12 protein-coding genes are annotated in these 12,427 nt (G+C 67.7%); 7 read left to right on the forward strand and 5 right to left on the reverse strand.

Going from position 1 to position 12,427, the window contains the following annotated elements:
- Positions 1 to 3: 3 nt before the first annotated feature.
- Complete coding sequence (locus AC2ITM_RS01150; protein WP_486468008.1) at positions 4 to 864, forward strand: polyprenyl synthetase family protein; 861 nt, start codon at positions 4 to 6, stop codon at positions 862 to 864.
- 43 nt (positions 865 to 907) lie between these two features.
- Positions 908 to 2,833 (forward strand): 1-deoxy-D-xylulose-5-phosphate synthase, encoded by a 1,926-nt coding sequence (gene dxs, locus AC2ITM_RS01155; RefSeq protein ID WP_486468009.1) that lies wholly within the window; start codon positions 908 to 910, stop codon positions 2,831 to 2,833.
- Positions 2,834 to 2,972: 139 nt separating this feature from the next.
- Here the strand turns inward: dxs and AC2ITM_RS01160 are convergent, their stop codons facing one another.
- Positions 2,973 to 3,653 (reverse strand): exopolysaccharide biosynthesis protein, encoded by a 681-nt coding sequence (locus AC2ITM_RS01160; protein WP_486468010.1) that lies wholly within the window; start codon positions 3,651 to 3,653, stop codon positions 2,973 to 2,975.
- Between the two features lie 31 nt (positions 3,654 to 3,684).
- Positions 3,685 to 4,551, reverse strand: a complete 867-nt coding sequence (locus tag AC2ITM_RS01165) for an SDR family oxidoreductase (RefSeq protein ID WP_486469459.1) — start codon at positions 4,549 to 4,551, stop codon at positions 3,685 to 3,687.
- A 160-nt stretch (positions 4,552 to 4,711) separates the two neighbouring features.
- On the opposite strand from AC2ITM_RS01165, the gene AC2ITM_RS01170 reads away from it, so the two are divergent.
- Together AC2ITM_RS01170 and AC2ITM_RS01175 are read left to right on the forward strand one after the other, a co-directional pair.
- Entirely contained in the window at positions 4,712 to 6,178 is a 1,467-nt protein-coding gene (locus tag AC2ITM_RS01170; protein ID WP_486468011.1) for an AMP nucleosidase, read from the forward strand.
- A 176-nt stretch (positions 6,179 to 6,354) separates the two neighbouring features.
- Entirely contained in the window at positions 6,355 to 6,642 is a 288-nt protein-coding gene (locus AC2ITM_RS01175) for an HU family DNA-binding protein (RefSeq protein WP_486468012.1), read from the forward strand.
- Positions 6,643 to 6,771: 129 nt separating this feature from the next.
- Here AC2ITM_RS01175 and AC2ITM_RS01180 read toward each other — a convergent pair whose 3' ends face one another.
- Genes AC2ITM_RS01180 through AC2ITM_RS01190 form a run of 3 tightly spaced genes read right to left on the reverse strand, consistent with a single transcriptional unit; the run spans position 6,772 to position 10,002 of the window.
- A complete protein-coding gene (locus AC2ITM_RS01180) occupies positions 6,772 to 7,914 on the reverse strand; it encodes an HlyD family secretion protein (protein WP_486468013.1) in 1,143 nt (380 codons plus the stop codon).
- A gap of 11 nt (positions 7,915 to 7,925) precedes the next feature.
- Positions 7,926 to 9,611: an efflux MFS transporter permease gene (locus AC2ITM_RS01185; protein ID WP_486468014.1), complete on the reverse strand. Its 1,686-nt coding sequence runs from the start codon at positions 9,609 to 9,611 to the stop codon at positions 7,926 to 7,928.
- On the reverse strand, positions 9,598 to 10,002 hold the full coding sequence (locus AC2ITM_RS01190; protein WP_486468015.1) for a MarR family winged helix-turn-helix transcriptional regulator: 405 nt from the start codon (positions 10,000 to 10,002) through the stop codon (positions 9,598 to 9,600). The genes AC2ITM_RS01185 and AC2ITM_RS01190 overlap by 14 nt, the downstream gene beginning before the upstream one ends.
- A 331-nt stretch (positions 10,003 to 10,333) precedes the next feature.
- On the opposite strand from AC2ITM_RS01190, the gene AC2ITM_RS01195 reads away from it, so the two are divergent.
- The 3 genes from AC2ITM_RS01195 to AC2ITM_RS01205 are packed head-to-tail and all read left to right on the forward strand — an operon-like array spanning position 10,334 to position 12,413.
- Positions 10,334 to 11,230 (forward strand): DMT family transporter, encoded by an 897-nt coding sequence (locus AC2ITM_RS01195; RefSeq protein ID WP_486468016.1) that lies wholly within the window; start codon positions 10,334 to 10,336, stop codon positions 11,228 to 11,230.
- A gap of 33 nt (positions 11,231 to 11,263) precedes the next feature.
- Entirely contained in the window at positions 11,264 to 11,977 is a 714-nt protein-coding gene (locus tag AC2ITM_RS01200; protein ID WP_486468017.1) for a cytochrome c biogenesis CcdA family protein, read from the forward strand.
- Between the two features lie 13 nt (positions 11,978 to 11,990).
- Complete coding sequence (locus AC2ITM_RS01205; RefSeq protein WP_486468018.1) at positions 11,991 to 12,413, forward strand: thioredoxin family protein; 423 nt, start codon at positions 11,991 to 11,993, stop codon at positions 12,411 to 12,413.
- Positions 12,414 to 12,427: the final 14 nt, after the last annotated feature.

Consider the following 12,427-nt stretch of genomic DNA (forward strand, 5'->3'; position numbering starts at 1 on the left):
TCCATGTTCGAGACCGCGCTTGCAGAGGCCGCCGCGGCGGTCACTGCGCATCTGGACCTGCGTCTTGCGGGTTTCGGAGGCGAGACCGGCAAGGCCATGCGTTACGCGGCCGGGGGCGGCAAGCGCCTGCGTGCCTTCCTGGTGCTGGAAAGTGCGCGCCTGCATGACGTGGCGCGCCCGCCCGCGCTGGATGCCGCCGCCGCCATCGAGGCGATCCACGCCTATTCGCTGGTCCATGACGACCTGCCGGCGATGGATGACGACGACCTGCGCCGTGGCCTGCCGACGGTGCATGTGAAATGGGACGAGGCTACCGCCGTTCTGGTGGGCGATGCGCTGCAAAGCGCCGCCTTCGAATGGCTGGCCGCCGCCCATCTGGACGCCACGCGCAAGGCCGAACTGATCCTGCGGATGGCGCGCGCCGCCGGCGGGCAGGGCATGGTCCTTGGGCAGGCCCTTGATATTGCAGCTGAAACTGCGGCCGTGCCGCTCGATCTGCCGGAAATCAAGCGGCTGCAGGCGCTCAAGACCGGGGCGCTGTTCGAATGGTCCGCCACCGCCGGCCCGGTGATGGCCGGGGCCGATCCCGCGCCGCTTGCGCGTTACGCGGCGGGTCTGGGCCTTGCCTTCCAGATCGCCGACGACATCTTGGACGTGGAGGGCGACGAAGCCCAGACCGGCAAGCGCGTCGGCAAGGATGCGGAGGCGGGCAAGGCCACTTTCGTGTCGCTGATGGGGCTGGAAGCTGCCCGATCCGAGGCATCCTGCATCGTCGAGGATGCCTGCGAGGCGCTTCATCCCTATGGCGCGCTGGCGGAAAACTTGCGGGAGGCCGCGCGCTTCGTTATCTCCCGCCGCAGCTAAGCAAGGCCGGTGCGGTTGCGGCGCCCCGGACCAGGAGACCACGATGAGCGACAGACCCGACACCCCCCTTCTCGACAAGGTGGTCACCCCCGCGGATATGAAGGGCCTGTCGGACGCCGAGCTGCGCCAGCTGGCAGGCGAACTGCGCGCCGAGACGATCTCGGCCGTGTCGGAAACCGGCGGGCACCTGGGCGCGGGCCTGGGTGTCGTGGAGCTGACCGTGGCGCTGCATGCCGTCTTCGAGGCGCCGCGCGACAAGATCATCTGGGATGTCAGCCACCAGTCCTATCCGCACAAGATCCTGACCGGGCGCCGCGACCGCATCCGCACCCTGCGCCAGAAGAACGGGCTGTCGGGCTTCACCAAGCGCTCTGAATCGCCCTATGATCCGTTCGGCGCGGCGCACAGCTCGACCTCGATCTCGGCGGCGCTCGGCTTTGCCGTGGCGCGCGACCTGGGCGGCCAGCTGCCCGAAGGCCTGGGCGACGCGATCGCGGTGATCGGCGACGGCTCGATGAGCGCGGGCATGGCCTTTGAGGCGATGAACAACGCGGGCCATCTGAAGAAGCGGATGATCGTCATCCTCAACGACAATGAAATGTCGATCGCGCCGCCCACGGGTGCGCTGTCGTCCTACCTGTCGCGGCTTTACGCGGGCGACCCGTTCCACACCTTCAAGGAGGCCGCCAAGGCTGGCGCCCGGCTGCTGCCGCCGCCGTTGCAGGAAGGCGCCAAGCGCGCCCGCGACATCCTCAAGGGCATCGCCGTCGGCGGCACCATGTTCGAGGAGCTGGGCTTTTCCTACATTGGTCCCCTTGATGGCCACGACCTGTCGCAGCTGCTGCCGGTGCTGCGCACGGTCAAGGCGCGGGCGACGGGCCCGGTGCTGATCCACGTGGTCACGAAGAAGGGCAAGGGCTATGCGCCCGCCGAACGCGCCAGCGACAAGGGCCATGCCACGGCCAAGTTCGACGTGCCGAGCTTTGCCCAGAAGAAGGCGCCTTCGAACGCCCCCAGCTATACCTCGGTCTTCGGCAAGGAACTGGTGCGCCTTGCCGCCGAAGACAGCCGGATCTGCGCGGTGACGGCGGCGATGCCCGATGGCACGGGGCTGCAGCTGATGGCCGAACGCTTCCCGGCGCGCTGCTTTGACGTGGGGATCGCCGAACAACATGGCGTGACCTTCGCGGCGGGCCTTGCGGCGGGCGGGCTCAGGCCCTTCTGCGCGATGTATTCCACCTTCCTGCAGCGCGGCTATGACCAGGTGGTGCATGACGTGGCGATCCAGCGCCTGCCGGTGCGCTTTGCCATCGATCGCGCGGGCCTGGTGGGGGCGGATGGCGCCACCCACGCGGGCAGCTACGACATCGCCTTCCTGGCGAACCTGCCGGGCATGGTCGTGATGGCCGCCGCCGACGAGGCCGAACTGAAACACATGGTCGCCACCGCCGCCGCCCATGACGAGGGCCCGATCGCCTTCCGCTACCCCCGGGGCGAGGGCGTGGGCGTCGAGATGCCCGAAAAGGGCATTCCGCTCGAGATCGGCAAGGGCCGGATCATCCGCCAGGGCAAGGGCGTCGCCCTTCTGTCCTTCGGCACCCGCCTGCAGGAGGTCCAGAAGGCCGCCGAGGCGCTCTCGGCCCGGGGCATCACGCCCACCATCGCGGACGCGCGCTTCGCCAAGCCCCTTGACCGCGACCTGATCCTCGACCTCGCCGCCACCCACGAGGCGCTGATCACCATCGAGGAAGGCGCGGTCGGCGGGTTCGGCTCTCACGTGGCGCAGCTCCTGTCGGATGAGGGCGTCTTCGATGCCGGCCTCAAGTTCCGCTCGATGGTGCTGCCCGACATCTTCATCGACCAGTCCTCGCCCGAGGACATGTACGCCACGGCCCGCCTCAACGCCGCTGACATCGAAGCCCGCGTCCTCGATACCCTCGGCCTGCAGCGCCTCGACCGCCGCGCCTGAGTCCGGGGCAGAGGGGCGGCCCCGGCATCGAGCCGGGCCCGCCCCTGCCAATCCCCTTCGGGGTTGGCGGGTCTTCCTCATTTTCTTGTTCTGAAATACCTCGGGGGAGTCTCCGCAGGAGACGGGGGCAGAGCCCCCTTCACACGGCCGCCATCCCGCCCGTCACCAGCCAGTAGATCAGCCCCAGCGACACGGCCGTCCAGACATAGCCCAGCAGTGTGAACAGCCCGTCCCGCGACAGCAGGCCGATCGCGAAGAACGACAGCGCCGTCGCGAAGATCGAGGTCACCATCGGCAGCAGTTCCAGCGCCGGGATCAACAGGCAGATCGTCAGGATCACCACCAGTGTCAGCCTGTTGGCCGGGGGGCTGACCAGCAGACCCAGCCGCCTTTGCGTGCGCCGGTCGATCCAGGCGCAGGGCCGGCGCAGCCAGGCCACGGCCTTTTCCAGCCGCGCCCCCTTCACCTGCCGGCGGCGCAGCCAGCCGGGAATCCAGACCTCGGACCGGCCCAGCAGCTTTTGCAGCGTGATCAGGAAGATGAACGTTGCCCCCAGTGTCGGCAGCCCGAAGATCCCGGATAGCGGCGATACCAGGATCAGCGCCGGCACCAGGATGATCGGTGCAAAGGCCCTCAGGCCGATCTCGCGCATCACATCCCCGACCGAGACGTTACCGCGCCGCGCCGCATGCTCCAGCGCCTCCAGGATGTCGCCCAAGCTGCGCAGCTTCGGCGCCGCGCGGTCCAGGCCGGAGGAACGGGGCGTCGCCTCATCGGGCGGCAGGTCGCGGGCGACCGGGGGGACAGACAGATCCTGCATGGGACCCAAACGCCCGCCGGGGCCGGTTGGTTCAGTCATCCGCGCCGGTCTCGGCGGCCAGCAGCGCAGCCAGGCCCGCCCGGTAGTCGGGATAAAGCAGCCGCACCCCCAGCTCCTGCTTGATCAGGTCGTTCCGCACCCTCTTGCTTTCGGCGTAGAAGCTGCGCGCCATGGGCGTCATCTCGGCCGTGGCGAAATCCTCTTCCGGCGGCAGCGGCAGGTGCAGCAGCGCCGCGGCATGGGCGATCACGTCCTGGGGCGGCGCCGGGTCGTCGTCGCACAGGTTGTAGATCGCCCCCGGCCGTGGCCGCGCCATCGAGGCCTCCAGCACCTGGGCGATGTCCTCGACATGGATGCGGCTGAACACCTGGCCCGGCTTGACGATGCGCCGCGCCGTGCCCGCCCGCACCTTGGAAAAAGGCCCGCGCCCCGGCCCGTAGATCCCCGCCAGGCGGAAGATGTGCAGCGGCAGGCCGGGGATCGCCTGCCAGGCGGCCTCGGCCTCGGTCCGCCAGCGGCCGCGCCGGGTCGAGGGCGCCAGCGCCGAGCCCTCGTCCACCCAGCCGCCCGCGTGATCGCCATAGACCCCGGTGGTCGAGAGATAGCCCACCCACGCCAGATGCGGCGCCGCCGCAGCGATCTGGTCGCGTAGCACCCGCAGCACCGGGTCGCCCTCGGCATCGGGCCCGGCCGAGATCAGCAGATGGCTGCAGCGCCGCAGCAGCGGCGCCAGATCCTCGCCGGGGAACAGGTGGGGCGTGACACCGGTCGCGGCCATCGGCGCCAGGCGCTCGGGCTTGCGGGTGGTGCCGTGAATATGCCAGCCCTGCGGCAGCAGCCGCCGGGTCAGCGCGCGGGCCGAATATCCGTGCCCGAAGGAAAGCATCATGCCGGTCATGGCGCAGTTGTGCGCCGCCGCCGCGCGCCTTGCAAGCCTGCCCGCGGCCCGGGCCGTCATCGGCCGGTCATGCCGCGCTGGCAGGCCGGGAAACGTCAGTCGTTCACGATGCTTGCACCACCGGCGCGGGCATCGCACAAAGGATGTAAAGGAGTCTCGAATGACCGAAAGCGTGATGACCCCCGACGCCCTGCCTGCCGAAGGGTTCACCGATGCCACCGCCGCCGTCGACCGGCTGCAGGTTCTCTATGACCAGGCGGCCGAGTACCTGAGGGCGGAATTCCTGAAGGCCATGGCCGAAGGCCGCCCGGCGACCCGGATCCGCGCCTTCTACCCCGAGGTCCGCATCACCACCTCCAGCTTTGCGCAGCTCGACAGCCGTCTCAGCTTTGGCCATGTCGCCCATCCGGGTACCCATGCTGCCACGATCACCCGGCCGGACCTGTTCCGCGACTACCTGATCCAGCAGATCGGCGCGTTGCTGCACAATTACGGCGTGCCGGTCACCGTGGGCCCGTCGCAGACGCCGATGCCGGTGCACTTTGCCGTCGCCAATGCCGGGATCACCGTGCCGCATGAAGGCGCCGCCAGCTTTCCGCTGCGCGATGTCTTCGACGTGCCGGACCTGAACACCACCAACGATGACATCGTCAACGGCACCTTCGTACCCGGCCCCGACGGGGCAAACCCGCTGGCGCCCTTCACCGCGCAGCGCGTGGATTATTCGCTGGCCCGCCTCAGCCACTATACGGCCACGGATGCCGAGCATTTCCAGAACCACGTCCTGTTCACCAACTACCAGTTCTACGTCTCGGAATTCGAGGCCTATGCCCGGCGGATGCTGGCGGATCCGGGCAGCGGTTACACCAGCTTTGTCTCGACCGGCAATGCCGAGATCACCGACGCCCAGGCCGAGATCCCGGCGACCGCGAAGATGCCGCAGATGCCGTCCTACCACCTGAAGCGGCCGGGCGGCGGCGGCATCAGCCTGGTCAACATCGGCGTCGGGCCGTCGAATGCCAAGACCGCCACCGACCATATCGCGGTGCTGCGCCCGCATGCCTGGATCATGGTCGGCCATTGTGCCGGATTGCGCAACAGCCAGCGGCTGGGCGATTTCGTTCTGGCCCATGCCTACCTGCGCGAGGACAAGGTTTTGGACGACGATCTGCCGGTCTGGGTGCCGATCCCTGCCCTGGCCGAGATCCAGGTCGCCCTGGAGGAAGCGGTCGAGCGCGAGACCGAGATGGAAGGCTATGACCTGAAGCGGATCATGCGCACCGGTACGGTGGCGACGCTCGATAACCGGAACTGGGAACTGCGCGACCAGCGCGGCCCGGTGCAGCGGCTGTCGCAGTCGCGTGCGGTTGCGCTGGACATGGAAAGCGCCACGATCGCGGCGAACGGGTTCCGCTTCCGGGTGCCTTACGGCACGCTGCTGTGCATTTCCGACAAGCCGTTGCACGGGGAGCTGAAGCTGCCGGGCATGGCCACGGACTTTTACAAGACCCAGGTCAGCCGGCACCTGATGATCGGGATTCGCGCCATGGAAAGCCTGCGCGACATGCCGCTGGAACGGCTGCACAGCCGCAAGCTGCGCAGCTTCGACGAAACCGCCTTCCTCTGAACCCGGCGTCTCGGCGGCCGGACGGCGGTGATGCCGTCCGGTCAAGGGAAATAAGGGCCTTTTTGCCGGCAAATAAGCGCGACAGCCCTGCATGATTGATTGTGTCGGGATTCCCTATCCGGTTATATGCCCGGCACGAGGCCCAAGACATCGGGCAGTGACAAGGAGACCATCGAATGGCGAAGCCGATGACCAAGACCCAACTCGTTGCCGCGCTGGCCGAGGAAATGGGCGAAGACAAGAAGACCGCAAACGCAGCCCTGGACGCTGTCGTCGCGATCATCACCAAAGAAGTGTCGGCCGGCGGCGCCGTGACCCTGCCGGGTGTCGGCAAGATCTACTGCCGTGAACGTCCCGAGCGCATGGTCCGCAACCCCGCCACCGGCGAACAGATCAAGAAAGAGTCCGACAAGGTCGTCAAGATGACCATCGCGAAGGCTCTGAAGGACAGCGTCAACGCCTGATCCTTTCCCCCCGCGGGATCCCAAAGGCTGCCCTTCGGCAGCCTTTTTTCGTTTCCGGATGCGAAACGGCACATGAAAAAGGGCCCGTCCCCGGGAGGGGGCGGGCCCTTCCGCCTGAGGGGGTGGACCTCAGGTCGGGCTTTCGTCCGGGTCGGACGAAAGCACGCCGGTGGGAAGGCCGCTGCCTTCGGTGTTCTCGGCTGTCTTCTTGCCGGTGGGGGACATCTTGCTGCCCGGCAGCGAGCGGTCGACCGAGACCTCGACCGACAGGCCGGGCACCAGGCGGGCGGCTTCGGACTGGTTCTCGTCGATGGCGATGCGCACCGGGACCCGCTGGGCGATCTTGGTGAAGTTGCCGGTGGCGTTCGACGACGGCAGCACCGAGAACTGCGACCCCGTCGCCGGAGAGAACTGCTCGATCCGGCCGGTAAAGCGCTTGCCGCCCATGGCATCGACGCGGAAGCTGACCGGCTGGCCGATCTTCATCCCCGCCAGCTGAGTCTCGTTAAAGTTGGCGATCACCCAGGTCTGCGGCGAGACATGGTACATCAGCGTCGTCCCTGCGGACACGTATTGTCCGACCCGGACCGAGATCTGCCCCAGCCGGCCGTCCTCGGGGGCGCGGATGACGGTGTTCGACAGGTTGATCTGCGCGGTCTCAAGCGCCGCCTTGGCGCTGTCGACGCTGGCCTCCAGGGTGGCGGAATTCGCTTCGGCGGTCTTCTGGGCCTCCTGGGCGACCAGGATCGCGGCCTTGGCCTGCTCGACCGCGGCCTTGTCCTGGTTCAGCGTCAGCCGGGCATCGTCCAAATCGCTTTGCGCCACAAAGCCGCGCTGCTTCAGCCGCTGGTCGCGGTCCCAGTTGGTCTGGGCGGTATCAAGGGCGGCATTGGCACTGTCGAGCGCGGCATTGGCCGAGGTCACGCTGGCCTGGGCCGAGGCGATCGAGATGGCGTTGTTCTTCAGGCTGGCCTCGGCCGAACGCAGGCTGGCCTGGGCCGAGGCGACCGACTGCACATAGCTGCGGTCGTCGATGCGCGCCAGCACCTGACCTTTCGAGACCTGCTCGAAATCGGTGACGGGGACGTCGGTGACCAGCCCCGCCAGCTGCGGCGAGATCGTCGTGACCTTGCCGTGGACATAGGCGTTGTTGGTGCTGGTGACGGGGCTGTCGAAGGGCGGCAGCTGCCAGGCGAACAGAATGAAGCAGACGGCGCATAGGCCGATGATGCCGGCTAGGATGGAGTGGAACAGATGTTTGGTGATTTTCATGGCAGCGGGCCTCAGGCGGATGCAGGTGCGGCGCGCAGCGCCCTGAGCTTGAGCACCAGAAGGTGCGCCAGCAGCAGGAAGAGGGCCGTGCCCGCGATCATGGAGGTAAGGAGGAAGGCGTCGTTATAGGCCAGGACAGTGGCCTGGTTGGTGGCATTGGTGGCCAGCATCGAGGCGGCCTCGGCCTTTAGCAGGACGGGATCGGTGATGGTGGGGGTGTAGGCCTTGACCAGGGAGCTGATCTGCGTCGTCACCGACGTGTCGCCGCCCATCAGCCCCTCTTTCAGCACGCCGTAGTGGAAGGCGGTGCGGATGCGGATGAAGGTTCGGAACAGCCCCGAACCGATGATGCCCCCAAGGCTTTGGGTCGACAGGAAGATGATGATGAAGCTCAGCAGATAGGCCGGGCCCTTCTTCAGCGCCAGGGTCAGGCCCTTGGCCATGGTCGAGGGCAGGAAGACGGCACCGGCGAAGGCGATCATGCCCTGGCTCAGGAACATCTGCTGGGGGCGGGTCTGGATGGTCGAGTGGCTGTCCATCCAGGCGCCGATGCAGATCAGCGCCAGCGCCAGCGTGTGGATATAGGGCACCCGGTCGATGGTCAGCGTGGCGCATAGCAGCAGCCCCCCGGCCAGGTAGGCCGCGACGATCACGGCGAACAGCGGCTGCATCTGCCACTGGCCCAGACCCAGGGCGATGTACATGTAGGGCGCGCCGGTGCTTTGTTCCGACAACAGCATCCGAAAGGTCAGCAGCACGCCCGTCAGGTGCAGGATCTCGGGCGAGAGCATCCAGCGGATGTCCATCAGCGGCACCTTGCGGTTCAGCTCGATCAGCACGGCGACGGTCAGGCACCCGGCCGAGGCAGCCAGCAGCCAGCCCAGCCAGACGGTGCTGTTCCACCAGTCGGTGGTGGCCCAGGCGAAGGTTGCCAGGATGCCGCCAAAGCCCACGGCGATCAGGCTGTAGCTGAACAGGTCAAGCGGCTTGATGACCTTCTGGCGCGGTGCATGCTGCAGCGGCAGCTTGATGATGAAGGGCAGGGCGCACAGCACCAGGCCGAACTGGAAGCACTTGATCGCCTGCCAACCGCCCAGATCCCACAGCGGCGGAGAGATCACCCGCGCCAGATACATCCCCACCATGATGAAGGTCAGCGCCATCGGCAGCCCGAAGCTGAGCTTTTTCGCCGGCGGCAGGCATTCCAGCATGTAAAGGAACGCCAGAGACCCCAGCGGCGCCCCCGCGACGCCCGAGATGAACTGCACCGCCACTGCGGAATGGAAATCGTCGACGAAGAACGACAGGCTGGTGGCCAGCGCATAGGCGATGATGCCGATGATGGCGAAGGGCCGCAGCCCGTATTGCGCGCGGATCTTGAACAGCAGCAGCGGCAGCGAGGCGCGCGGCATCATGTAGGCCACCAGCAGCCAGGTCGCATCGGTCTGGGAAATTCCCAGATCCCCTGCGATCTGCCGCGAATCCGCCGACAGGAAACCCTGCGCCAGCGACAGCGACAGCCCCATGACCATCGAGGCGATGACGAACAATACGACCACGTACCATGGGCGCGGCACGAAGGGCGGCGGCCCCGGCGGGGCGGCCGGGGCCTCGGGCGCGGGCTGGGCCTGCGCCGCGACGGCGGGGGCCTGCGCCCCCTGTGCCGTCCTGTCCTGTGTCACGTCATCGCTTGGCATTTGCGGTCATTCTCTGAAGGTTTGCGTGCATCTTCATCAGCGTGGCTTCGGTCGCGGCCAGTTCCTCGGGGGAAATGCCACGGACCAGCTCGGCGCGCAGTGTACGCGAAAAGTCGAAGATTTCGTTTGCATGCGCCCGCGAGCGTTCGGTCAGGAAGACCTGGCGGACGCGGCGGTCCTGCGGCTGCGGGCGGCGCTCGATAAAGCCGGCCTCTTCCAGCCCGTCCAGCGTGCGGTTCATCGTCGGCGCCTCGATGTCGAGGGTTTCGGCCAGGCTTGACTGGCTCATGCCTTCCTGGCGGGCGATGGCCAGCATGGCCTGGGCACGGGCAAAGGTCAGGCCCAGCCGCTTGGCGCGCTGGTCGAAGGTCTTGCGCAGGGTGCGGGCCATCAGAACGACCGTCCGCAGAAGGTCGCCGCTGCGTGCATCCATAGGCAAGTCGTTCGAGGTCCCTTCGGGGTCCACCGTCATGCTGTTCACCGATTAGCTGGCTAAAGATTAGCTTGCTAAATAAATCCCGGAGTTGAAAATGCAAGAGAGTTGGCGCCTGGGCAAGCCATCCCGTCAGGGTGTGATTTTTGCGAAACCCCTTGTTTTCAAGGGCATTGAGAAAAACGCACATCTGGCTCTCAGGATTTGCATGGCTGTTCTGAGGCGCTGCCCCTTCCCGCAGGGCGTGTCGTCTGGTCATCTGCCGGCGCTGCCGTTGAAAGGAGCACTCATGGATTTCCGCGCCGTCCTGATGGGCGTCACCTTCGCCTTCATGTGGTCGAGCGCCTTTGCCTCGGCCCGGATCATCGTGCAGCACGCGCCGCCGATGGCCTCGTTGTCGCTGCGCTTCCTGATCTCGGGGGTGCTGGCGCTGGGGCTGGCGCGCGCCATGGGCCAGAGCCTGCGCCTGAGCCGCGCCCAGTGGCGGTCGACCGTGATCTTCGGGGTTTGTCAGAACGCGCTGTACCTGGGGCTGTTCTTCATCGCCATGCAGTGGATCCCAGCCAGCCTGGCGACGATCCTGGCCTCGACCATGCCGCTGATCGTGGGGCTGATCGGCTGGCTGGTGCTGGGGGATCGCCTGCGCCCGATGGCCATGCTGGGGCTGGGGCTGGGCCTGGTGGGTGTGGCGATCATCATGGGATCGCGGATCGAGGGCGGCGCGGCGTTGGGCGGTATCGCGCTGTGCCTGGTGGGGGCGGTGGCGCTGGCGGTGGCGACGCTCTCGGCGCGCGGCGCCTCTTCGGGGGGCAATGTGATGGCGGTGGTGGGCTACCAGATGCTGGTGGGCTCGGCGGTGCTGGCGGTGGCCTCGGTCGCGATCGAGCCCTTCCACTTCACCCCCTCGCCCGGCTTCTTCCTGGCCTTCGCCTATACAGTGCTGGTGCCGGGGGTGGCGGCGACCTGGATCTGGTTCCTGCTGGTGGCGCGGATCGGCGCGGTGAAGGCCGCGACCTTCCACTTCCTGAACCCGTTCTTCGGCGTGCTGGTGGCGGCCCTGGTGCTGGGGGAACAGGTCAGCCGCATCGACATCCTGGGCGTCGCCATCGTGGCTGCCGGGATCCTGGCGGTGCAGCTGTCAAAGCAGCCGCCCCAGCCGCCCGTCGCGCAAGCAGACGTGGGGTGACAGGTCCCGGCCCGGTGGCGCATTCTGCCGGGCATGGAGATCGCCCTGGCCTATCTTGCGGGTCTGCTGACCCTGATCAACCCCTGCGTCCTGCCGGTGCTGCCGATGGTGCTGGGATCGGCGCTGCAGGCCAGCCCGCGCGGGCCTGCAGCGCTGGCGGCGGGGCTGGGGCTGTCGTTCGTGGCGCTGGGCCTGCTGCTGCCGACGCTGGGCTACGCGCTGGGCCTGACGGCGGACCGGCTGGCGCAGGGCGGCGCCGTTCTGATGATCCTTTTCGGGCTGATGCTGCTGTGGCCTGCAGGCGGGCGGGGCCTGGCGCGGCTGACGGCGGGGCTGTCGCAGGGGGCCGACCGGCGCATCAGCGGGCTGCGCGCCACGGGGGCCGCGGGCCAGTTCGCCGCCGGCCTGCTGCTGGGCGCCGTCTGGAGCCCCTGCATCGGGCCGACGCTGGGTGGCGCCATCGCGCTGGCGTCCTCGGGGCAGGATCCGGGGTGGGCGGCGGCGATCATGGCGGGCTATGCGGCGGGTATGGCGACGCTGATCCTGCTGCTGGCCCATGGTCTGCGCGGGCTGCTGGCGCGCCACCGGGCCACCGCCGCCCGGGTGGCGATTGTGGCACGCCCGCTTCTGGGGATGCTATTCGTCGCCCTGGGGCTGGCCATCCTGCTGCAACTGACCCACCTTGCCGAGGGATGGGCCCTGCGGCATCTGCCGCCCTGGCTCATGGACTTGTCCGTATCCCTCTAGGAGGTCTTGCCCCATGGACCGTCGCCTGTTTCTTGCTTCCGTGCCCGCGCTGATCGCGGCCTCGGCGCTTCCCCTGCGCGCCCAGAGCGGCGAGCTCGACTATACCCCCGGCATCATCCAGCAGCGGCTGGACCGGGGCGAAACGCTGCTGCTGGATTTCTATGCCCCCTGGTGCACGACCTGTGCCGCCCAGCAGCGGATCCTGGAAAAGCTGAAGGCGGAAAATCCCGCCTATGTGCAGGACATCACCTATATCCGCATCGACTGGGACACCTATGGCGAGGCGCAGTTCACCCGGCGGATGCGAATCCCGCGGCGCTCGACCCTGGTGTTGCTGAAAGGCAAGGACGAGCTGGGCCGGCTGGTCGCCGATACTCGCGAAGACAGCATCAAGGCGCTGCTCGATACGGCGGTGACCGCCGCATCGGCTGGCTGACGGTACTGGTGCCG

The sequence above is a fragment of the Pseudooceanicola sp. NS-SX9 genome, from assembly GCF_057380705.1.